We start from the raw sequence: 24116 nt of genomic DNA on the forward strand, positions 1-24116 counted from the left end.
ATCCTATGATAGAACGTAAACCGACAAAAGGTATTCAAGTGGGTACCGTCCATATTGGTGATAACGCACCTGTCAGTATCCAATCTATGATTACTACAAATCCTGTGAAAGTAGAACAATCTATTGAGGAAATCAATCGCCTAGCTACTGCTGGTTGTGAATTGGTTCGTTTAGCTGTTCCTGATATGGCTGCAGCAAAAGCAATTAAAGATATCAAAGAGCGTGCGATGATTCCATTAATTGCGGATATCCATTTTGACTATCGGTTAGCACTGCAAGCTATTGACAGTGGGATTGATGGGCTTCGCATTAATCCAGGAAATATAGGTAGTATCGATAATGTGGTAAAAGTTGTGGAAAAAGCGAAGCCTAAATTGATTCCTATTCGTATAGGTGTCAATGCTGGTTCTTTACCACAGCATGTATTAGATGCCCATGGTGGACATCCTACAGCAGATGGTATGGTGGATACTGCCTTAGAACATATTCGTATTTTAGAATCTTTAGAATATGACCAAATGAAAATTTCTATTAAAGCTACAGATGTACCTTTAATGATTGAAGCATACCGCAAATTATCAAGTAAAATACCGTATCCATTGCATTTAGGTGTAACGGAAGCAGGAACTATCAAACAAGGAACGATTAAATCGGCTATCGGTATTGGAACACTCTTAGCAGATGGTATCGGTGATACCATTCGTGTGTCCTTAACGGGCGATCCAATCCATGAGGTAGAAGTGGCAAAAACTATTTTAAGTTCTTTGGAACTTCGTACCTTTGGAGCGACTATGATTTCTTGTCCTACCTGTGGCAGATGCCAAGTCAATTTATTCAATATGGCAGACGTTGTTGAAGAACGATTGAAGGCTATAAAAGCCCCAATCCGTGTAGCTGTTATGGGATGTGTAGTCAACGGACCTGGAGAAGCACGAGAAGCTGATTTTGGTATTGCAGGAGGTAAAGGACAAGGTATCATTTTCCGTAAAGGAAAAGTATTAAAAACTGTACCAGAACAAGAATTGGTAGATACCTTATTTGCTGAAATCGATCAATATCTTTTAACGTTAGAAGATAATTAAGAGTATGAATCATATAGAATATAAAGGAGTATGTTATGTTAGCAAGTCGCTTGTATGCACCAACATTACGTGAAATGCCTTCCGATGCTGATGTAATCAGCCAACAGTTAATGTTGCGTGCAGGTTTTGTTCGTAAAGTAGCAGGTGGATTATATACTTATTTACCATTGGCTTGGCGCAGTATTCATAAAATTAATGAAATCATTCGTGAAGAAATGGAAGCTATCAATAGCCAAGAAATCATGATGCCAATCTTACAACCTAGTGAACTATGGGAAGAATCTGGTCGTTGGGCTGCGTATGGCGCAGAAATGATGCGCATTTCTGATCGTCATGGCCGTGAATATTGCTTAGGACCAACTCATGAAGAAATGGTAACTAATCTAGTTCGAGGAGAAGTCAATTCCTATCGTCAATTACCTTTAAGTTTATATCAAATTCAAAATAAATATCGCGATGAACGTCGTCCACGCTATGGATTGATGCGTAGCCGTGAGTTTATCATGAAAGATGCCTATTCCTTTGACATCGATGAAGAAGGTATGAGCAAGTCTTTTTGGGATATGTATGAGGCATATAGTAAAATTTTCAAACGTTGTGGCTTAACATGTAAACCAGTAGAAGCAGATAATGGTGCTATTGGTGGTTCCGGTAGCTTTGAATTCATGGCTTTGGCGGAATCCGGCGAAGCAGATGTTATCCACTGCACAAAATGTGATTATGCTGCAAATATTGAAATTGGCCAACCAAAAGCATTGGAAGTGGATACAGAAGAAGCTAAAGCATTGGAAACAGTATCTACACCAGATGCTAAGTCAATTCAAGCGGTAGCCGATATGTTACAATTGCCATTGGAAAAAACAATTAAAGCAGTAGTCTACAACATTGAAGGTAAAGTTATTCTTGCTATTGTTCGTGGTGACCATGAAGTGAATGAAATCGCTGTACAACGAGCTGTAGAAGGTGGCATTGAGCCAGAAATGGCAACCCCAGAAGACTTAGCACGTGTAGGATTAACAGCTGGATTCATTAGCCCAGTTGGACTTTCACAATCAGAAGAGTTTGCCATTGTAGTGGATGAAACAGTGATGAACTTACATAATGTATGTGGCGGTGCTAATACAACAGATGCGCATTATATCAATATCAATCCTAACCGGGATTTCAATGTAGATGATATCATTGTGGCACCAATTCGTTTGATTACTCTCGATGACCCATGCCCTAAATGCGGTGGTCAACTTCGCATCGATAAAGGTATCGAAGTAGGTCAAGTATTTAAATTGGGTACGAAGTACTCTGAATCTATGAATGCCACAGTATTGAACCAAGGTGGCCGTCCAACTCCATTCCAAATGGGTTGCTATGGTATCGGTGTAGGACGTACATTGGCAGCTGCTATTGAACAAAGTTATGATGAAAATGGTATCATTTGGCCAGTAGCGATCGCTCCATTCGAGGTTGTTATCGTTCCAATTAATGCGAAAGATGAAGCTTTAATGGATGTAAGTGAACGCTTGTATAAAGAGATGAAACAAGCTGGCGTTGATGTTCTATTGGATGATCGTAAAGATCGTGCAGGTGTTAAATTTAAAGACGCAGATTTGATTGGCTATCCTGTACGCATCACAGTAAGTAAAAATACCATCGAATCTGGTGAAGTAGAATTACGTGTTCGTAAAGATGGTTCTACAAGCACTGTTAAAATTGATGAAGTAAGTACCTCTGTACAAGGATTACTTCGTCTGTTGAAAGATGGATTTTCCATATAATTTATGATTATAGTATAAACTAAAAAGAGCTGCTCTATGCGTATATGCGTAGAACAGCTTTTTTGCCTCTATAATATATTTTGGGGGATAGCAATAGTCTTTAAAGTATATTTTTTTAAATTGTCTTTTATTATTAATGGAATAGCCTTTGTATTGAGTGTTCTCTATAGGGCATTTTCCAGTGGGCAAAAACACCTAAACTATACGAACACTTACGAACATAAAAAAGAAATAAAAATAACAAAAACCGCTTATTCATCGTATTCGCGAACACTTGCGAACACTTATGAATAAACGGTTATTTCATTTTGTATTGTGGTGGAGACGAGGGGAGTCGAACCCCTGTCCAAACATGTTGCCCCCTAGACCTCTCCGAGCGCAGTTGATGTTTTTAACTTCGAATAGTGTTTGGACATCAACAACCTAAGCTATTCTAGCTCATGAGATTTAACTAGCTTTAATTGAGCGGATAGAACTAGCTAGCCCGTAGTTTGACGCCACATCCCTCTCCACGGGCGAGAGAAGGTGTGACGTAGCTTATGCAGCTAATGCAAAATTTTCTTCTGCGTTTAATTTAAGTTTCACTGTTTTATGGTCAAGTGAGACACCAGCTCGCTTTCTAAGATACATCCATACCTGTCGAAACCTTTACGTCCCCATATGTAATTATTGTCTTATAATTATATAGATATATCTTGTGAAAGTCAAATGTAATATGTACTTTTTTTTAAAGATAGTGTATACTATTAAATATCATTCCTAGTACAGAGTTACAGGAGGAATCCTATGTCATATGAAACAGAAACAGTAGCTGAGTTTGAAAGGTTTTCATCATTATCTGATGAAGAGATTGTTGATATTTATCAACGTGAAAACAATCATTTTGCTACTGATTATATTGTTCAACGATATAAAAATTTTGTACGCTCTAAAGCTAGGTCCTATTTTTTAATGGGTGCTGATAAAGAAGATATTATTCAAGAAGGTATGATTGGTTTGTATAAAGCAACAAGAGACTATAATCGAGACCGTGAGGTCAGTTTTAAATCATTTGCTGAATTATGTATTACAAGACAAATCATTTCTGCTATCAAAGGGGCTAGTCGTCAAAAGCACATTCCTTTGAATTCCTATATCTCTTTAAATAAACCAGCCTATGATGATTCAGAGCGAACTTTAATAGAAGTACTGGAAACAGAAAAAAATTTAGACCCAGAGGAAGTAGTTATTAATAGAGAGCAATACGCTCTTATTAAAGAAGTGATGGAGGCTGTTCTGAGCCCTCTAGAATGGGATGTATTACGTGGATATATGGATGCCAAATCCTACCAAGAAATGGCAGAAGAACATCATCGTTCTATAAAATCTATTGATAATGCATTGCAACGAGTAAAGAAAAAAATGGAAGTTTACTTCGGACATAACCGTTAATACAGAAAGGAAGAGATTCATGAGAGATTTTCTAATGGTTGTTGAAATTATTATTTCTATTCTTTTAATTGTGGTAGTAGTAGCACAGACCGGTAAAAGTGCAGGTATGGGTGGTGCTGTTTCTGGCGCAGCTGATTCCGTATTCGGTGGGAAAGAACGTGGTGTAGATGGATTCTTATCACGGTGTACAGTTGTGTTAGCAACACTATTCATTTTGGTTAGCTTAGCATTAGATTTAGTGTTAAGTTCTTATTAATACACAAAAAACCCTACCCTATGGTAGGTTTTTTTTATAGATATATTGAGGTACTATGAGAGACGAAATCTTACAATTTTTTAGAGATATATGGCCTGAATCTTATCATATAGAAGATGTTCCTTTCATCTTGGGCTATAAAGATGAGGAAATTAAAGCATATTTTTCTATTTTACATGATTTAGAAACTGCAGGCTCTATTTGCATTAAAGATGGTGAATATGCAACCTATCAAAAAACAGAAAATAGGAAATTACTAGGTATCTATAAAGCTAGTAAAAAAGGGTTTGGATTTGTTATACCTACAGAGGGACACTTACCAGATGTATTCATTCCCAATGGTTGTTCAGGCACAGCCATGCATGATGATGAAGTAGAATATATAATCAAACGGAAAGGAACTAGTGAGCGAAAAGCAGAAGGTATTATCCATCGTATTGTGACTCGAAATACGAATCGTGTAGTAGGTGTTTTTGAGCGTCTAAAAACAAGTGGATTTGTTACACCTCATAATGAACGATTAGGTGATGATATTTATATTCCTTTAGAAGCTACTTTAGATGCTAGAAGTGGTGCTACCGTAGTGGTAGAATTAACTGCTTGGCCAGAAGAAAATCGTAAAGCAGAAGGAAAAATTGTAGAAATTGTAGGGGATAGTTCTACCCCAGATTTAGATGTCTTGTCAGTGATGGCTACCTTTAATTTGCCAAAAGAGTTTCCAAAAGATGTGCAAGAAGAGGCCCGGAAGATTTCTTTCACAGTTACTGATGATGCAGACCGCTTAGATTTGCGCCACCAAGAAATGATCACCATCGATGGAGAAGATGCGAAAGATTTAGATGATGCTGTGCATGCGAAAGTATTGGACAATGGCAATATTGAATTGGGGGTTCATATTGCAGACGTCAGTCATTACGTGCCAGCTGGATCAATCATTGACCAAGAGGCATACCGCCGTGGCACCAGTGTGTATTTGGTGGATCGTGTGATCCCTATGTTACCAGTGGAGCTATCAAACGGTATTTGTTCCTTACAAGCCAAGGAAGATCGCTATGCCATGTCCTGTATTATGGAAGTAAGTCCTCAAGGTAAGGTATTGCACTATTCTATAAAGCCATCCATTATTCATATCACTCGTCGTTGTAGCTATAAGGAAATCTATTTAGCTTTAGAAGAAAATATCATTCCTGATGATTTGGCACCACTCATGGCAATGGTGCGGACCCTAGAAACATTGGCATACCAATTAATTAAGATGCGTCAACAAGCAGGAGCCATAAGTTTTGAATTCCCAGAATATAAGGTTCTTTTAGATGCTACAGGCATACCGCAACGAATCGTACGAAAAGATAGAACCATTGCAGAAAAATTAATCGAACAATGTATGTTATTAGCCAATGAAACCGTAGCTACATTTCTTAGTGAACGGTTAGATACTTCTGTGTATCGTATTCATGAAGAACCAAAAGATACAAAGTTAGAGCAACTTATTACGGTATTACACCATGCAGGATATCCTGTAAAACTGCCGACTAAGGTTGAGCCTAAGCATATTGAGGAGTTATTACAATCTGTGGCTGGTACAGAGATTGAACCTGTAGTACAAATCATGGTACTTCGTTCTATGCAACAAGCAAAATATAGTTCAGAGAATATGGGACACTTTGGTCTGGCATCTTCTACGTATACCCATTTTACATCACCTATTCGCCGCTATCCAGATTTAATGATTCATCGACTATTGCGCTATGTCCTAGAAGGCAAACCAAAACGACTCGCGCCGATTGCTGATGAGTCCTATTTAACACATAGTGCCAGTCATTGCTCAGAGCGTGAACAAATCGCTACAGAAGCAGAACGGGAAACTTTGGACATGAAAAAGGTTCAGTATATGGCACAATATGTTGGTGAAAGTTTCGAAGGACATGTAAGTTCAATTACTGCCTTTGGTTTATTTATTGAACTTAATAATGGGGTAGATGGTTTAGTACCGTATAATTTAATGGATGATGACCATTATGTCTTTGACGAGCCACATTATATGGCCTATGGTAGACGAAGTGGAAAGGAATATCACTTAGGTACACCGGTGACAGTAACATTGATTAAAGCTGATACAGAGCTTCGCCAAATCGATTTTGTCATTGGTGAAGTGGAATACATCGATAGATACTTACGGCGAGGACAAGGTCGTGAAGAGTCACTTTCAAAACCGAAACGGGGAAATAGAAAATCCTATAAGAAGCAAAGAGAAGAGAAACGAAAAAGTCGAGATAGACAAACTCATGATATAATAGAAACGACAGGTACCACGAAAGCGGTAGAGCGAATGCTACGCAAGTTGGATACAAAAAAGAAAACAGCATTTTATGAAACGATACACAAAAAAAGTAATCATAAAAAAGGAAAGAAACAGAGGAAACGGTAATGGCGAAAGATAACAATGCATTAATTGTAGATAATCGCAAAGCTAGGCATGACTTTCACATTCATGAAACCTATGAAGCAGGGATTGCCCTTACGGGAACGGAAGTGAAATCCATTCGAGCTGGTCGCATCAATTTAAAAGATAGTTTTTGCCGCATTGAACATGGTGAACTTTTCTTATACCAAGTACATATCAGTAAATACGAGCAAGGCAATCAATTTAATCATGAGCCAGAACGGACACGTAAATTGCTTATGCATAAACGGGAGATTCATAAATTATTAGGGCAAGTAAAAGAAAAAGGTTACTCTTTGATCCCCTTGAACTTTCACTATAGTCATGGATATGTTAAAGTCACTATTGGCCTTGTAACAGGTAAGAAAAATTATGATAAACGACAAGATATGGCGGAACGTGATGCAAAACGAGATATTCAGCGCCGTATGAAAGAACAAAATCGTTAAGAAAGGAAAGTCTATGTTAGTCGATTTCCACATGCATACGAATGTATCAGATGGTACATATATGCCAAGAGATTTGGTGGCATTAGCAAAGGAAAAGCATTTACAAGCTATTTCTATTACAGATCATGATGAAGTAGGAGCCTATGCGCAATTGACGACAAATGATAGAACAGGGATTCAAATCTTTCATGGTTGCGAGTTTAGTACCTATTACCATGAAAAAGAAGTTCATGTGTTGGGATATCAGTTTTCCTTAGAGCATCCAGAACTACAGGATTATATTTCTCATTTTAAAGAAGTGCGACGCTCTAGAATTCATAAAATGGTAGATAAATGTGCGGACGCAGGCTATGATATTTCCTACGAGGAATTAGTAAATACATTCACTGATGCAGTGTCCTTTGGACGCCCTCATATTGCGCAATTACTTATTGCTCATGGGTATGTGGAAACCGTAGGAGAAGCCTTTGATACGATGTTAAACCCAAAAGGTCCTTGCTTTGTACCAAAAGAAAAGTATGAGCCTCAACAAGCCATTGATTTGATTCATCGTGCTGGTGGTATAGCTGTACTTGCACACCCGAAACTAGTAGAGAATGATACCTATGTGAATGAGTTACTAGACCTACCATTTGATGGTGTCGAGGTGTATCATTCTAGTCATTCCACCAAGGATAGTACTAAATATCGCAAGATTGCAGAGACTCGAGGATTGTTAATATCTGGTGGATCCGACTTTCATGGCATTCAAGATCGTTTCCCTGAAAGTATCGGTCTTGGAGAATACGAAATACAACATGAGTGGGTAGCTAATTTTATGAAAGCCTTACAAGGCGCATAGAGGTGTAGTATGGATGTAATCGCATTTATTGGCCCTAGCGGAACAGGTAAAAGTCATAGAGCATTGGTGGTGGCACATGAACATCACGCATCTTGTATCATTGATGATGGAATTTTAATTCATAATAATCGCATTGTAGGTGGTTTTTCAGCAAAAAAAGAAGAAAATCGCATTAAAGCAGTTCGACGTGCTATCTTTCAGGATAAAAAACAGGTAGAAAGCGTAAGAAAAGCGCTAGATGAAATTCAACCAGAACGCCTTATGATATTAGGTACGTCGGAAAATATGATTGGAAAAATTACAAAAGCCCTCGGCATCCCTGGGCCGTCCTATTATATCCATATTGAAGATGTAGCCACCCCAAAAGATATTGAAAAAGCACAACACGCTAGATTAAAAGAAGGAAAGCATATTATTCCCGTTCCAACTGTTGAATTGAAACCCCATTTTAAAGGCTTTTTAATCGACCCTATTAAATCTTTCTGGCGAAGAACTAGATTATCTTCGAAACAAGATGAAGGATGGGAAAAATCTGTTATCCGTCCAGCTTTTAGCTATTATGGAAAACTAGTTTTTGAAGATGCAGTGATTCAAGCACTCATCAGGAATAGCATTGAAAAATCTCCAGGTGTGACAGATGTGCGTAGTATGGACATTAAGAAAAGTAAAGAAGTCACTAATGGTTTAATCTTACAAATTGACGTTACCGTTATGCTAGGATTTGTGGTCAAGGAAATCATGGATACTTTACAAAAAACGATACGTCAAGAAATTGAATATATTACAGGCATGTCTATTGAGCGACTTGCTATTAAGGTAGGTGGCACCATTGAGCCATCAAAAGTAAAATACAAGCATAAGGAGTAATATGAAGTCATACTATATTTATACATATGGTTGCCAAATGAATGAAAGTGATTCAGAACGATTGGCACATCAATTAGAGTCTGTTGGATATGTACCTACAGAAGATGTAGATTCTTCGGATTTGATTATTTTAAATACTTGTTGCGTTCGTGAAACAGCGGAAAATAAAATTTATGGCCGTATTGGCGAGTTAAAGCATTTGAAAGAAAAGAATAAAAACTTAATCATTGCCATCACTGGCTGTATGGCACAAAAAAACCAAGCGGATATGTTCAAACGAGCACCTCATATTGATATTGTATTGGGTACGCATAATATCCAACATATCAATGAAATGGTAAAAGAAGTGCAACGTACGAAAAAACGCCAAGTCAATGTAGAAATGGATAACACTGTATTACCAGAACTGGCGGCGAAACCAAATGGTACTTTCTTTGCGTGGGTACCAATTATGAATGGTTGTAATAAGTTCTGTACATACTGTATCGTACCCCATGTGCGGGGCCGTGAAATTAGCCGACCTGTAGAGTCCATTGTGAAGGATGTGCGTGAACTAGGTGAAAAGGGCTTTAAAGAAATCACTTTGTTGGGACAAAACGTAAACTCCTATGGTTTGGATTTTAAAGATGGTACAGACTTTGGTACTTTAGTAGATGCCTTAGATGGCATTCCAGGTATCGAGCGTATTCGTTATATGACAAGCCACCCCCAAGATATGACGAAAGGCATGGTAGATGCCTTAGGTCGTTCTTCTAATATTGTGACACAGTTACATTTACCAGTGCAGTCTGGATCTGACAACATTTTAAAACGAATGAATCGTCATTATTCTGTAGAACAATATAAAGAGTTGTTACAATATTGCCGTGAAAAAATCGATGGCGTTACTATCACAACAGACATTATTGTGGGTTTCCCTGGAGAAACAGAGGAAGATTTCCAACAAACATTGCAATTATTGAAAGACGTACGCTATGATATGGCATTTACTTTCATTTATTCCAAACGCTCTGGTACACCAGCAGCGGAGTTTGAAGAACAAGTGCCAGAGGAAGTAAAACGTGTTCGTTTGCAAGCCTTGATGGACGTGCAAAACGAGATTTCCCTCGAGTTAAACCAAGCCATGGAAGGCAAGGTATACGATATTATCGTAGAAGGTCCTAGCCGTACTGATGAAAATATGTGGTTTGGTCGTACATCAGGTAATAAAATGGTCCTATTCCCTAAACAAGAGACCTTAAAAATTGGGGATACTATCGATGTGCGCATCGATAAAGGACAAACTTGGGTATTATACGGCACGGTACTATAGAAAGGAGTTAGCAGATGGGCAAGAAACAAACGCCTATGATGGAGCAGTATTTTAGTATTAAAGCTCGCTATGAAAAGGAACTATTATTTTTTCGGTTAGGTGACTTTTATGAGCTTTTTTACGACGATGCTATCACCGCATCACGAGAATTGAATATAACCTTAACAGGTCGCAATGCTGGTGAAGAAGATAAAGCTCCTATGTGTGGCGTTCCCTTCCATTCTGCGGAATCCTATATTGAAAAACTCATCAGTAAAGGATACAAGGTAGCCATCTGTGAACAAGTGGAAGATCCTAAAGAGGCAAAGGGTATCGTAAAACGTGATGTCATTCGTGTCATCACGCCTGGTACAGTACTCAGTGAAAATGGTACAAAAGATGGAGAAAATAACTTTTTAGCCTTGACCTATGAAACAGGGGGGCAGCGCATTGTGTTGTTCACAGATATCACTACTGGTGAAGTGATTTGGGAACGTATGAATTGCGGTAGTGAAAGTTCTTTATTTGATGCTTTCACCATGTACCAACCAAAAGAGCTTATCCTAGCTGGTAGTAGTGAATTACCTCCTAGTATCCAAGAATTTTTGACACGTCAAATGTCAGGCATAGCCTTGTCTCCGTTCACGCCTACAGAAACTATAGACAGTATTCGCCTAAAAGGTCGTGAACATTTTTCTGACGCCGGCTTGCTAGAAGAAGATGTATTAGAAGCCTTAGGTTATGTAATTCTCTATTTACAAGAAATTATTAAAACAGATACATCTCATATTAATTATGTACACCAACTATCTGTGGGAGACCGCATGATATTGGACACATCTTGTTTGCGTCATTTGGAGATTACAAGAAATGTTCGAGATGGATCTAAAAAAGGTACGCTCCTAGATGTACTAGATAAAACATTAACCCCTATGGGGGCTCGCATGTTGAAACAGTGGATTGAACATCCTTTAATGGATATCCATCGCATCGTGCGCCGTCAAATGGGCATAGGTGAATCTATTGATAATCCAACCATGCGCAGTCAACTGCGTTCTTTACTGACATCAGTTTATGATTTTGAACGTATTCTAAGCCGTGTAGAAACGGGGAGTGTGTCTCCTAGAGATTTTGCCTCCTTACGAGAATCTTTGCGGGTCTTACCGATGATTCAAGAGGTAATACAACATTGTATCTCTAATATTCTTCAAGACTGTCATATTATGATTCATACTCATGATGACCTATGTGACCTCTTAACACGTGCTATCGTGGATCAGCCGTCGTTGGCGTTGAAAGATGGTCATGTTATCCGTGATGGATACAGTGAAGAATTAGATGAATTACGTTCTTTGGCTACCAATAGTCAAGAGTGGCTACATCGCTTAGAAGAAGAGGCGAAACAAGCTACAGGAATTCGTCTTAAAACAGGCTATAATAAAGTATTCGGATACTATTTTGAAGTATCCCAAGGGCAAGTGGGGCTCGTGCCAGATTATTTCATTCGTAAGCAAACCTTAACCAATGCGGAGCGCTATATTACGCCAGAGCTAAAAGAGTTTGAAATAAAAATGCTCAATGCAAAAGAGCAAATTCAAAAGTTGGAATATTCTTTGTACCAAGACTTACGGTTGATTGCTAAAGCGCATATTAAAGAGATTCAAGAAACGGCTCGTGGCATTGCACAGTTAGACGTGATTTTGAGCTTAGGGGAAGTGGCCTTTACTAATAAATATGTATGTCCTACTATTGTTACAAATGGAGCGATTTCCATCAAAGACGGTCGCCATCCAGTGATTGAAATCTTGCTGAAACAGGAATTGTTCATTCCTAATGATGTGGTGTTGAACCATTCCGAAGAAGAGTTTATCCTTATCACAGGTCCTAACATGGCAGGTAAATCTACCTATATGCGTCAAGTGGCTTTGCTCATGATTATGGCGCAAATTGGCTCATTTATTCCTGCTAGAGAAGCCACCATTGCTCCTGTGGACAGAATTTTTACCCGCGTCGGTGCCAGCGATGATATTTCCACAGGCCAAAGTACTTTCATGGTGGAAATGAAAGAAGTATCCTATATCCTAGAGCATGCGACATGCAACAGTCTAGTCATCCTCGATGAAATTGGCCGTGGTACATCTACCTTTGATGGCCTTAGCATTGCTCGTGCCGTAATAGAGCACATTTGTGAAACCATCCACTGTAAAAGTTTGTTTGCCACGCATTATCACGAGTTGATTGAACTGGAAGACCAATATAATAAACTGAAAAACTATACGGTAGCCGTTAAAGATAAAGGCAATGATGTACTATTTTTGCGCCGCATTGTAAAAGGTGGGGCAGACCGCAGTTATGGTATCCATGTGGCTAAATTAGCAGGTCTTCCTAAGGCTGTTCTAGATCGAGCTAACACAATTCTATCTCATTTGGAAGATGGAAAAGTGGTATCGGAAGCAGTGCCTAAGAAAAAAGAAAAACAAAGTGTTACAGGCCCTCTATTCGGGAGTGGTGATTTATTTACACAACCTGTTCTGGATCAGTTATTAAAGCTAGACATAATGAGTATGACACCCATAGAGGCCATCAGTGAATTATATCGTTTACAGGAAGAGGCGAAACAAGGAGGTGGCAAGTAATGCCAACCATTCATGTCCTAGATGAAACGACTATTAATCAGATAGCAGCTGGCGAAGTCGTAGAACGCCCTGCCTCTGTTATCAAAGAGTTAGTAGAAAATGCCATCGACGCAGGGGCTACTTCTATTGAAGTGGAAATCGCAGAAGGTGGCATCGAATACATGCGTATTACCGACAATGGGTGCGGTATGTCCGAAGTAGATGCACGGCTAGCCGTATTGCGTCACGCTACTAGTAAAATTCGCAGTGCCGACGATTTATACGATATTGCCTCTTTAGGTTTTCGTGGTGAAGCGATTGCCAGCATTGCCTCTGTATCTAAGTTTACCTTATGGACCCGTCAGGAAACGGATACTATGGGCACACGGATTTATATCGAAGGTGGTCATATGGTAGATTGCGATCCATGTGGCACATCGGTGGGCACCTCCATTGAGGTGAAAGATTTATTTTATAACACCCCGGCTCGTAGAAAGTTTTTAAAATCTACTCGTACAGAAGCGAATAAGATTCAAGATATGATTGGTAAATTGTCTCTTAGCCATAACCATATAGCCTTTAAATGCATCGTGGATAATCGTGTAACCATCATGACACCAGGAAATGGAAATATGGTGGATACTATCGCCGCTCTCTATGGATTTAAAGTGAGTGAAGATGTATTTCCCATTGCTTATGAGGCGGAAGGTATTTATGTGGAAGGTGTGGTCAGCAAGCCAACGGTACTAAAAAGTAGCCGTCAATGGCAGACGATCATCGTAAACCAACGTGTCATTTCCGACAAAGCTATCTATAAGGCTATCGATACGGCGTACCATGCCCTATTACCGAAAGGTGGCTATCCCTTGGTGGTGTTACAAATCGTAGTACCTCCAGGGACCGTAGATATCAATGTACATCCACGAAAAAGTGAAGTGAAATTCTCTGACGATAAGCCGGTATTTAAGGCAGTGTATAACAGTATTTTACAAGCCTTAGAACATCCGACTCATCACACAACTAGCCAGCAAGAAGAAACCATTGCTACAGCTATCGACTACGATAAAGTATTCACTGGACGTTCCCAAGGATTTACAGTGATGCGTGAAAAAACAGAGGCCCTTGTGGATACCATCCGTCAAAAGGGATATACAGTGCCACAGCGCACTGTGTATGAACAAAGCAATTTTAACGAATCCCTAGATGTGAATGAAAACTTTGTGCCTAAAAGTTATACACAGGAAGACAAAGATCGGTTCAGAGCAATCCGTGAATCACGGCCTAATCTAGTGCCAAGCTCTGTAGATCCATATATAAACCATATTGGAAAAGAATTTGGAGCTGAAGGTTTAACTACATCACAAGGATTAGCAGGTGATTCTCACACTGGAGCAGCTATTGGTGCAGATGATTCTTATGATACTCATCATGGTGATTCAAACAATACTAATATTAGTAAAACAGTAGCCAATCAAGGATTACTTCCTATGGGCCAAGTAGCCTCTTGCTATATTTTGGCAAAAAAAGGCGATGATTTATACATTATCGACCAACATGCAGCGCACGAACGTGTGCGGTATGATAAACTATGCAAATCTTCCGAGTCCATTCCTATGCAGGAATTATTGATGCCTATACACATGGATGTTAGCGAGGAAGAATTAACATTAGCGGAAGAACAGAGAGATGCATTGTTAGATTTAGGATTCCAAGTAGACCAAGGTGGACCCACTTCCTTACGTATTGATGGTCATCCTGTGGATATTATTGAAAGTAAAGTTCCAGAAATTTTACAATACGTATTTTCCTATATGCATGATCATCAAAGCCCAAGTGCGGCGCAATTACGTCATGAAATGTTGGCCTATGCTTCCTGTCGTGGCGCCATTAAAGCAGGGCATAATCTAAACTTGGTACAAATTGATGCTTTATTACAAGACCTGTTCAGCACAGAAAAGCCCTATGTGTGTCCTCACGGACGACCTACGATCATTAAATTTACACCAGACGAATTAGGAAAATTATTTTTACGGAGTTAATATGTATCTCATTAGCACAAGTTCAAAGACAAATGCATATCTCATTGAACAGGCTAAGGAGCTAAGTCAACTCCTGCAAATGCCCTATGTGACGCGTAAGCATCAGTCCGTGGAAGAATTATTAGATGCACATCATTGTGCGGGTGCCTTAGTAGTGACCAAGGAAGGTCCTTCTTTTGTAACAAAAGAGGGAATACCTCATCAATTTCATCTGTCTATGGCACATTTGCGCTTGTTAGAAATCGACCGTGGACATACAGACCATCTTCTGCGAGCTATCGGCTATGAAACGGCCACATCTGTTTTAGATTGTACTGCCGGCTTAGGAGCCGATAGTGCTATTATCAGCTATGGTTGTCCACAGTTAACACGTCATACGGCTATTGAAGGACATCCTATCTTGGGGTATATCACCAATTATGGATTTCGACACTTTCAACATAAGAATCCAAGTGTAACAGAGGCATTGCGCCGTATTCAATTAGTCATTTGCAATTATCAGGATTTTTTAAACCAGATAGAACCTAATCGGTATGATGTTATCTATTTGGACCCTATGTTTGAAAATCCTGTTTATGAAAGTCCTCAATTTCAGCAGTGGCGTGGTCATTTACTAGAATCTAAGATACATCCAGATATTGTAGAACTCGGCTTGGAAAAATCGAAACGTTTGGTCATTAAAGAGCGCAAAGGCAGTCGTCTATTCAAAGACATACCACCTATAGAAATGGTAGGTGGTAAATATAGTTCCATTGCCTATGGTATCTATGAAAGGAGGTAAGATGAATCAGTTAATCACTATTTTGGGACCTACCGCAGTAGGGAAAACAGCCCTTACCTTGCGGATGGCGGAAACCTTACAATCTCCCGTACTATCTGGAGATGCTTACCAAATTTATAAAGGGTTGACTATTGGCACTGCCAAACCTACCCTTGAAGAATTGAACAGAGTGCCTCATTATTTCATCGATACCCATGAGCCTAATGACTCGTATAGTGTGGCAGAGTTCGATGCACAAGCTAACAATGTCATAGATGTCGTTAACAAGGACGGTAAGATTCCCATTTTATCCGGTGGGACAGGGCTATATGTGCAATCCTTGCTAGAGGGCTATGACTTTTTAGATGTACCTCGCAATGACAGTTTGCGCCTTGAATTAGATAAAATTTTTGATACCTCTGGATTAGAAGGTTTGCAAGCCTATGCCAATGAATTGGCTAAAAAAGAAGATCTTACGTTACCATTTCAAGATAAACATCGCCTATACCGTGCGATTGAGTGCGTACTAGCTGGTGAGGGACATGCTTTATTAACGCCGTCAAAAGAAGGATTAGTCTTTCATGGTCCTGTCATCGGCTTAGAACGGTCCAGAGAGGAGTTATACGAACGGATTAACCTTCGAGTAGAGTATATGGTTCGAGATGGTTTATTCGAGGAAGTAGAACACCTATTGGAATCTGGCGTGAAACCAGATTCGCAGGCTTTCAAAGGCATTGGATATAAAGAGATTATTCCTTACTTTCACGGGGAATATTCAAAAGAACGGGCTATTGAATTAGTCCAACAACATACACGACAATTTGCAAAGCGGCAAATTACGTGGTATAAAAGGATGCCGTATATTCAGTGGATTTCTATCACTCCGAATCGCAGTGAAGAAAGCATTTATGAGGAAGCTATGGAGCTGGTTAAAACTAGTTTTGAGTTTTCTATACATAGAAAGGAATAGAATGACTGTAGAAGAAATCCGTCAACAGGCTCTTGAGCTAGCTGAAAAAGAGTTCAAAAAATTTGAGCCTGTGGCGTTATATAATACAAAAAAAGTACTGGAAGCATTTAAAGAGTGCCAACTTTCAGATTATCATTTTAATGGCACCAGTGGCTATGGTTACAATGATGTGGGTCGTGAGAAACTAGACGAGGTGTTCGCTCACGTGTTTAAAGGAGAGCGTGCCATCGTGCGCCCTCATTTCGTGTCTGGCACCCATGCATTAGCCACAACCTTGCAAGCTATCTTGGGCAATGGATCGAAAGGGAAAGAGTTTGTCTATGCTGTAGGGCAACCATATGATACGATGCAGTCTGTTATTGGTGCGTCACGTCATGTACCGGGATCATTAACAGAGCAAGATTTCATCTATAAAGAAGTTCCTTTAGTAAATAACACCTACGATTTAGAGGGCATTCGCCAAGCTATTACAAAAGACACTCGTGTAGTGGTAATCCAACGTTCTAGAGGGTATAGTACGCGAGAACCTTTATCTGTAGAAGACATTGGTATCATTGTGAAAGCTGTAAAAGAAGTGAATCCTGAGACCATAACCTTTGTGGATAATTGTTATGGTGAATTTACAGAAACTAGAGAGCCTCTAGAAGTAGGAGCCGATATTATGGCAGGCTCCCTCATTAAAAATGCTGGTGGCGGGATTGCGCCTACCGGTGGCTACGTGGTAGGTCGAGATGACCTAGTGGAACAAGTGGGGTATCAGTTAACAGCTCCAGGCTTAGGAGACCATATGGGATCCTACGCACCGGGATATCGCTTATTCTTCCAAGGACTATTCTTAGCACCACATGTAGTATTACAAGCTTTAAAAGGGGCGGTCTATACAGCAGCGGTGGGAACCTTATTGGGATATGAAGTATTTCCAAAAGTCGATGCACCACGCTTTGACTTAATCCAAGCTATCAATCTACATGGACCAGAAGAAATGGAATACTTCTGCCGTGGCATGCAAGCCTATAGCCCTGTAGATGCCCATGTTCACCCTATCCCAGGAGATATGCCTGGCTACGAAGATAAAATCATCATGGCTGGCGGAACCTTTGTACAAGGATCCTCCATTGAACTGAGCGCAGATGGACCAGTGCGACCACCGTACACCATCTTTATGCAAGGCGGACTTGTATTTGAACACTCCATGCTAGGCATCTTGGGGGCTGCGGAAGAGATATTAAAACATAGAGATTAAATCTTGAAACCACTTACTTAGGTAGGTGGTTTTTGTTACAAATGACGTATTTTCTATGGTGAGTTTAAATTAGACGAAAACCTCTTGCCCCAACATTTGATATAACTTATAATTTGTATGAGTAGATAAATAATAGGAAAGATAAGACATATATCGTTGAGAAGACATTGATAACAATATTTGGTAAGGGGGGATCATATGTCGCAGATAAACGAAAGAAATGATGATTTATATGACTATTTAGATGATTGGGAAAACGAGCCAACACCGTTTTATACATTAGAAACAGTTCATTTGTATCATAAAGAGATTGAGGAATTTGAAAAACTGGTTGATTCAAATGAAGAGTTGAAAGAATGGACAGAAAATTTATTTAAAAGTTTGGGATTTTCTGATAAAAAGAAAAACAAGAAGAGGTCAAGAAAAGAGAAGAAGAAGTCAAGAAAGGTTAAGAGACTTGTCGATACACAAATGTAGAACTAATCAATAAATAAAATATAATCTGTAATAGCACTCTAGGCAATGGCCTATGGGTGATTTTACAGTGAGAATATTAAAGGGAATAAACGGCATGTTGTAAAAATATTTGATACTTTATATAATAAAATAGAAAAATAATCTGATATGGGAGCCTCAAAATTGTCAGAGCAGCCTTTATAAATTTACAAAATAAAGGAGTGTTAACATATGTCGAACAAATTGCAAAAAGAAAAGATAAAATATGATTATCTTGATGACTTTAAAAACAATCCAGAGCCAGTGATAACATGGGAGACAAAAGAAGCCTATTTTGCAAGTGCAGATGAATTTTGTAGAATGCTAGCAGAAGATAAAGAATATCAAGAGTTACTTGATGCATTGTGTAAACAATTTGGATACTAACCACTTACTTAGGTAGGTGGTTTTTTATGTATAAAGATATATTAATATGAAAAAGGACACACATAAGACTACTCATTCTAATTTAGTTATCAATATGCTAAGGAGGATTAAAATAGGTGATTATGCAGAGGATTAAAAATAATCTTTATCTATATAAACTTTTTTCGGTAAAGTGGTATAATAAAAGTAATCATAAAATGACATAGATTAACTATGAAAGGAATTTTAGAGTTGATAGGTATGAAAAATTATATTGAAAGTGTACGTAGTATTAGCGATTGCTGTATTTATTGCTAAAATTTATACAGGGTTAGATTGGAGCTCCTGGATTAATGGCTTTGTTGTTAGCTATGTAATTACAATCATAACTAAACTGTTAGGGGGAGATAAGGATGCCTAGAGGTGGAACACGAGAAGGTGCAGGTCGCAAGGTTGGGTGGCGTAAAGGATATAGCGAGGCTAGACAAGGTCATCAAATCCGATTGCACGAAGATGAATGGGAAGTAGTTAAAGCATTTGCCAACTTAGTAAAACAAGATATTAATAAAGCAAGAGAAAAGTTAAAAGAATTAGAAGATGAACTGCGAAAAGTCTAATTATTTATTGTTGCTTTAATAAATGATTGAATATATTAATACCTAAAAAATTATAACATTACACAATTCTAAAATATAATAAGGTTTATACAGAATGGTAAGACTACAAAAACAATATGAAACAGTGAATACCGTAAAATATAATTATTATCCCAATAATGGAACAGATTATGGGACATTTTCAGTAGATAAAACAACTCTCAACTTTACGGTTGAATGCTTAGATCCAATCTATCCGGAATTATTTTTTTTCAAAGCTTTAATAAAAGTCAAAGAAATGATTGCAAATAATGATTGCAAGGATGAAGCAAGCATTATATGGTATTGATTAATTTAACTTGAAGTTTTATTGATAAGAATTATATCGGGTATTTTCAGCATAATTTATTTAAAGAGCTTTACAAATTACTAATATTTTTAGTAGAATAGGTATAAGAACTTCTCGAGGTAGAAAATTTGTGGCCTCTACACAACTAGAAATAGGATTGAGATGTGGGGTAAGCGACACCCACCGAGAAGTATAAAAACCACCTGCATAAGTAGGTGGTTTTTCTATTAACTTTCCTTATATTTGAATTATAAGATGATATAATATAAATATGAAAGGAGGTGAAGCGTGAAAGAATGGATGGAGATTGTCGATTCGATAGTAGCCTTACTGCTAGAAGAAATCTCTCAATATATATCCGTTGTGACACGTGAAAAGTATGAAAACAATATTGAAAGTGTACGTAGTATTAGCAATTGCTGTGTTTATCGCCAAAATTTACACAGGGTTAGATTGGAGTTCATGGATTAATGGCTTTGTTGTTAGCTATGCAATTACAATTATAGCTAAATTCATGGGTGGTGATAAGGATGCCTAGAGGGGGAGCACGAGAAGGTGCAGGTAGACCATTAACAGGTGGAGAGCTAAGAAAGCAACGCCAATTAAGAGCTACAGAAGAAGAATGGCAAATCATTAGAGAGTTTTCTCAAATCTTGAAAAAAGACAAAGAACGAGCGAAACGGATGTTAGAAACAGAATAGGAATAAGGACGCTTAGAAATAAGCGTCCTTTTGTGTTGCATGAAATGTGGTGATGATTTTATAAAAACGTATGTAGTAAGAAACAATAGTTAAATAACAGGTGTAGCAAATGGTTGGCTATTCAAATTTAGTTTATCAATATGATATGATGTATATATAATGAGTGGTAAAATTAAGGAGAGTTAAAAATGATTATGCAGAGAATAAAAGATAATTTTAATCCATATAAACCACTTTCGATAAAAGGTTATAATAAAAGTTTAGGCTGGATAATATTGTGGTCATGGCTACTAGGGATTCCTGCACTTATTTTAGAGAAAAATGGGGCAGAGGTTGACATTCTTGCTTTAATAGTAGCTATCATCATAGGTGGTTCTCAGTATATGTTGTTTATATTTACTATAAAACGGTTCAGATCAATGAATATTCCAACCATTTGGGCAACAGCTATGTTTATTATACCTCTTCATCTATTATGTTTTATAGTAGCAGAGTCAAATGATGATTTTATCGTTAAGATGAGAAATAAGTTAGGTCATTTAGTGAAAGAGGATACAAATGCATGAAATCATCAAAATAACACTCCAAACACTTGATGGCTATGGAGCTGATGTGGAGGATATGTTATTTTTGTTTTATAATTGCATTGGATTGATTCCGTTATGCATATATTGTTTTAAATACAATAACAAAAGATATACTATGTTAACCAATATAGGGATTCATATTTTACGAGTATTAATTTTCTCTGTCTCTTTTGGTACATTAATTCGATTTGGATTTATAGATGGTTGGATTAAATGGAACTCCTTATTATTAATAACTTACACTATTATAGGTTACTACTATTGGGTACATGAGGAATTGTTATCATCCCTCACTAATAAAGTGCGTCATATTTTGAAATATACCTTTTACAGTTCTGTTTGTATTGAAAGTATATACATCTTGTGCAAGTTGTTGGAAGTTTAAACTTTCAAAAAGTCATTTTCTATTTTATCCTATCCAATTTATTAAGTAGAGGTTATTACATGTGTAAAAGATATAAAATACTATTATACCTGTTTACAAGTATTCTAGACGGGAAAAATATTTTTGATTGTCTTTTTTACCAATATTGGGATAAGAGAACGATACACTCTTTAACAAAAACTGAGTTTCTGGAAAAGATTTGGGATAATAAAATATCTAGAATCTATTATATTTTATATAATCTAATCACTGATGTTCATTTTGATAGCCAATTATATGACCTATTAGAAAAGCTAATTCAGTCAGAGAAACTTATATGCCAACCATATTTTTTGGCAATAGAACTATATAAAAAGATACTTTCGTATAATCCAAATAAAGAAAATTGTGTGCATTTTTATAGATATTTAATAATTAATGCATGGGAATTTGAAAGTTTTATTATAAAAGGTTTATTATTTGAGAAAAAGTATGAAGAAATAAAAGAGTTTGCTTTACAGCATACATTTGCAACTATTGATAATTCATTTTTCCTAGAATCTAGTATATGGCGTAATGTTGATTATTTTGAATACTTAGAGTCACGAAATATAGATTGGAGAGTTGAACCTACATTTGACGATAGTTTCCAATTATTTCCGTAAATTTAAGAAAAAGCAACTGAACTATCTATCCTTTACATATTCTATTGTATATCCTTAGCAGGTGATGAATTGTGAAAAAAGTATGCATATGGTTTTTAATAATTATGGCGATAATGGGACCACTTTATCTATATATTAATATTTATCGGTATATGGATATAAAAACATTTTTTCGATATGAAATAACCTATTTTTATGAATTGAGAGATTACTTTAATAATCTAACTATAGAAAATGAGATGTATACGTATATTGTAAAAGGTGATTATTTGTATACTTATGGAGTGTCAGGATATACAAAGACAAAATTAGGATTAGGTATACATATTATTAAAGTCTTAAATGTTGAATATGAAAAAAATTATATTGCTGATGTAGAAGGAAGAGGCTCATTTTATTCTAGTATAGGGGAATTAAGATATGGGTATTTAGACGATATTACTCTTTTAACAAATTTTAAAGATATGGATGATCAAGATCTAGATACCTTTTATTTGTTGTATAAGAAAATGAAGGATGATGAAGAATATTTATTGATTATAGAAAAATACCCTGATGTTTACAAGGATGAAAAAAAAGTGGCACAAGGACTCCGAGAATTAAATGCCTCATTAGTTAAAGAGTATATGAAGAGAAATGGAGAAATAAAGGAGATCAATTAAATTCAGATGATGACCGATTACCAAATGACGAAGGGGGCATCTGATAGCTAAAACCTTTGGAGGATCAGGAGAATTAGATAATCTAGTTGTTATGGATAAAATTGTTAACAGAAGTGATTATAGAATAATGGAAAATCAATAGAAGAATGCGTTACAAAGGGGTAAGGAGGTAAAGGTAATGATAGATATAGTATATGATGGAGAAAATAAAAGACCGAAAGAATTTAATATAAGTTATTTTATTAATGGAAATGAAGAGAAAGCTAGGTTTTCTAATGGAGGTACATAATGTTTTCAGAAGAAAATAAATTATTGATGGAAGAAAATTTAATACAGGCTATTAGAGAAATAGGAAGTACGTATATTCCTGGCAATTGGTTAAAGATACTAGTTCATATTGAATTATATTTAGGATCATATTGTGGCGACTTTATAGTTATATATAATGATGATTCATTTATAACTAGAAATGATTTATTTATAGTCTCTAATTATCTCCGTGACGATATTTCAGGGCTAGGATTAGGAAAAATAGCTAATAGTGCTTATATTAGTCCAAAGGATGAAGAGAATTGTCCTTTGGATATTGTGGAGTTAGAAGTGGGTGTTGACGGAAATAGTCAAATTAATTATTATGAAATTCCTCTAGATTATACATATCACGATACGCCAGAATTAATCTGGCAGTATAGAAAGATAGGGTATAAATGTCGTGTTCTTTGGGGGGATGAAGCAGCTAGTATAGTAAAGAAACAAAATATTATTCCAGAAAAAGTACTCAAAAATAGGATTAAATCTGTTGATTTAGTTGATACTTTGAATAATATAATTAAGAAAAAGCCACTTTATTTAAGAGATTTTATATCTAAGAACTCTAAAAGAATGTATTTTCATTTAGATACAATCTGTGATAAGAAAAAATTGAATATCTATGTTGAGTATAAGGATAATACATGGATTAAAGAAAAAAATATACAATCAAAATTTGAAGGTACAGTGGATTTTAGAGTGCCAGCTGCTTATTGGGACTGGTTTAATGAGTTTTATGATATGCATAGAATTTTAGAAAAAAGATATACTTCCTTAGATTGTATATTTAATATTTCCACTGGTGAACTCTCTTATGTATATGACAATATCACAGAAGATAATTTTACTGATGAACTAGCTTTGATAAATGCCTGGGAAGAACGGTATTTCTCCCCGGAAGGAGAACCACTACATACGCATGCAGTAGCACCACATGAAGGATGTATCACAGGGACTATGCAC

24 protein-coding genes and 1 other RNA gene are annotated in these 24116 nt (G+C 37.2%); 24 read left to right on the plus strand and 1 reads right to left on the minus strand.

Annotated features, from left to right (window positions below; all coding sequences use genetic code 11):
- The first annotated feature begins 5 nt into the window (after positions 1–5).
- The gene (ispG, locus tag HMPREF3032_RS05145; protein WP_062402649.1) at positions 6–1082 is read left to right on the plus strand and encodes a flavodoxin-dependent (E)-4-hydroxy-3-methylbut-2-enyl-diphosphate synthase; all 1077 of its coding nucleotides are present in this window, start codon (positions 6–8) and stop codon (positions 1080–1082) included.
- Positions 1083–1117: 35 nt separating this feature from the next.
- Positions 1118–2854, plus strand: a complete 1737-nt coding sequence (locus HMPREF3032_RS05150) for a proline--tRNA ligase (RefSeq protein ID WP_062402653.1) — start codon at positions 1118–1120, stop codon at positions 2852–2854.
- Positions 2855–3170: 316 nt separating this feature from the next.
- On the opposite strand, the gene ssrA is transcribed toward HMPREF3032_RS05150, so the two are convergent.
- Positions 3171–3512, minus strand: a transfer-messenger RNA (tmRNA) gene (gene ssrA, locus HMPREF3032_RS05155).
- Positions 3513–3640: 128 nt separating this feature from the next.
- Between ssrA and sigH the strand changes: the two genes are divergently transcribed.
- The 22 genes from sigH to HMPREF3032_RS05260 form a co-directional block, all read left to right on the plus strand.
- Positions 3641–4285, plus strand: coding sequence for an RNA polymerase sporulation sigma factor SigH (gene sigH, locus HMPREF3032_RS05160; RefSeq protein ID WP_062402655.1), 645 nt, complete (start codon positions 3641–3643; stop codon positions 4283–4285).
- 19 nt (positions 4286–4304) lie between these two features.
- On the plus strand, positions 4305–4541 hold the full coding sequence (gene secG, locus HMPREF3032_RS05165) for a preprotein translocase subunit SecG (RefSeq protein WP_038144301.1): 237 nt from the start codon (positions 4305–4307) through the stop codon (positions 4539–4541).
- Between the two features lie 55 nt (positions 4542–4596).
- Entirely contained in the window at positions 4597–6969 is a 2373-nt protein-coding gene (gene rnr / locus HMPREF3032_RS05170; RefSeq protein WP_072270767.1) for a ribonuclease R, read from the plus strand.
- The gene (smpB, locus tag HMPREF3032_RS05175; RefSeq protein WP_009352740.1) at positions 6969–7433 is read left to right on the plus strand and encodes an SsrA-binding protein SmpB; all 465 of its coding nucleotides are present in this window, start codon (positions 6969–6971) and stop codon (positions 7431–7433) included. The genes rnr and smpB overlap by 1 nt, the downstream gene beginning before the upstream one ends.
- Positions 7434–7446: 13 nt before the next feature.
- Positions 7447–8274, plus strand: coding sequence for a PHP domain-containing protein (locus tag HMPREF3032_RS05180; protein WP_062402657.1), 828 nt, complete (start codon positions 7447–7449; stop codon positions 8272–8274).
- Positions 8275–8283: 9 nt separating this feature from the next.
- Positions 8284–9141, plus strand: a complete 858-nt coding sequence (locus HMPREF3032_RS05185) for an Asp23/Gls24 family envelope stress response protein (RefSeq protein ID WP_009352777.1) — start codon at positions 8284–8286, stop codon at positions 9139–9141.
- 1 nt (position 9142) lies between these two features.
- Positions 9143–10453, plus strand: coding sequence for a tRNA (N6-isopentenyl adenosine(37)-C2)-methylthiotransferase MiaB (gene miaB, locus HMPREF3032_RS05190; protein ID WP_062402660.1), 1311 nt, complete (start codon positions 9143–9145; stop codon positions 10451–10453).
- Between the two features lie 14 nt (positions 10454–10467).
- Positions 10468–13068 (plus strand): DNA mismatch repair protein MutS, encoded by a 2601-nt coding sequence (mutS, locus tag HMPREF3032_RS05195; RefSeq protein ID WP_062402664.1) that lies wholly within the window; start codon positions 10468–10470, stop codon positions 13066–13068.
- Positions 13068–15086: a DNA mismatch repair endonuclease MutL gene (gene mutL / locus HMPREF3032_RS05200; protein WP_062402667.1), complete on the plus strand. Its 2019-nt coding sequence runs from the start codon at positions 13068–13070 to the stop codon at positions 15084–15086. Before mutS ends, mutL begins: the two co-directional genes overlap by 1 nt.
- Before the next feature lies 1 nt (position 15087).
- On the plus strand, positions 15088–15867 hold the full coding sequence (locus HMPREF3032_RS05205; protein WP_082717801.1) for a class I SAM-dependent methyltransferase: 780 nt from the start codon (positions 15088–15090) through the stop codon (positions 15865–15867).
- A 1-nt stretch (position 15868) separates the two neighbouring features.
- Positions 15869–16816 (plus strand): tRNA (adenosine(37)-N6)-dimethylallyltransferase MiaA, encoded by a 948-nt coding sequence (miaA, locus tag HMPREF3032_RS05210; RefSeq protein WP_062402673.1) that lies wholly within the window; start codon positions 15869–15871, stop codon positions 16814–16816.
- Position 16817: 1 nt separating this feature from the next.
- Positions 16818–18059, plus strand: coding sequence for a methionine gamma-lyase family protein (locus HMPREF3032_RS05215; RefSeq protein WP_062402676.1), 1242 nt, complete (start codon positions 16818–16820; stop codon positions 18057–18059).
- A gap of 198 nt (positions 18060–18257) precedes the next feature.
- Positions 18258–18536, plus strand: coding sequence for a hypothetical protein (locus HMPREF3032_RS05220; protein WP_062402679.1), 279 nt, complete (start codon positions 18258–18260; stop codon positions 18534–18536).
- A gap of 210 nt (positions 18537–18746) precedes the next feature.
- Positions 18747–18941, plus strand: a complete 195-nt coding sequence (locus HMPREF3032_RS05225) for a hypothetical protein (protein WP_062402681.1) — start codon at positions 18747–18749, stop codon at positions 18939–18941.
- A 392-nt stretch (positions 18942–19333) separates the two neighbouring features.
- Complete coding sequence (locus HMPREF3032_RS05230; RefSeq protein ID WP_062402683.1) at positions 19334–19537, plus strand: hypothetical protein; 204 nt, start codon at positions 19334–19336, stop codon at positions 19535–19537.
- Between the two features lie 616 nt (positions 19538–20153).
- On the plus strand, positions 20154–20336 hold the full coding sequence (locus tag HMPREF3032_RS07600) for a hypothetical protein (protein ID WP_156439346.1): 183 nt from the start codon (positions 20154–20156) through the stop codon (positions 20334–20336).
- Between the two features lie 59 nt (positions 20337–20395).
- The gene (locus tag HMPREF3032_RS07645) at positions 20396–20566 is read left to right on the plus strand and encodes a hypothetical protein (protein ID WP_164725935.1); all 171 of its coding nucleotides are present in this window, start codon (positions 20396–20398) and stop codon (positions 20564–20566) included.
- A gap of 188 nt (positions 20567–20754) precedes the next feature.
- Entirely contained in the window at positions 20755–21132 is a 378-nt protein-coding gene (locus HMPREF3032_RS05240; protein ID WP_062402689.1) for a hypothetical protein, read from the plus strand.
- Positions 21133–21597: 465 nt separating this feature from the next.
- Positions 21598–22182 (plus strand): hypothetical protein, encoded by a 585-nt coding sequence (locus HMPREF3032_RS05250; RefSeq protein WP_062402696.1) that lies wholly within the window; start codon positions 21598–21600, stop codon positions 22180–22182.
- Positions 22183–22253: 71 nt separating this feature from the next.
- Positions 22254–22844, plus strand: coding sequence for a hypothetical protein (locus HMPREF3032_RS05255; RefSeq protein ID WP_062402700.1), 591 nt, complete (start codon positions 22254–22256; stop codon positions 22842–22844).
- 43 nt (positions 22845–22887) lie between these two features.
- Positions 22888–22986 carry a DNA/RNA non-specific endonuclease gene (locus tag HMPREF3032_RS07760; protein WP_369813346.1) on the plus strand — a complete coding sequence of 33 codons (99 nt, stop codon included), beginning with the start codon at positions 22888–22890 and terminating at the stop codon, positions 22984–22986.
- Positions 22987–23132: 146 nt separating this feature from the next.
- The coding region (locus HMPREF3032_RS05260) for a hypothetical protein (RefSeq protein ID WP_197413491.1) at positions 23133–24116 on the plus strand (984 nt) is incomplete at its 3' end.

The sequence above is a fragment of the Veillonella sp. DNF00869 genome (genome assembly GCF_001553345.1).
In the GTDB taxonomy this organism is placed as follows: domain Bacteria; phylum Bacillota; class Negativicutes; order Veillonellales; family Veillonellaceae; genus F0422.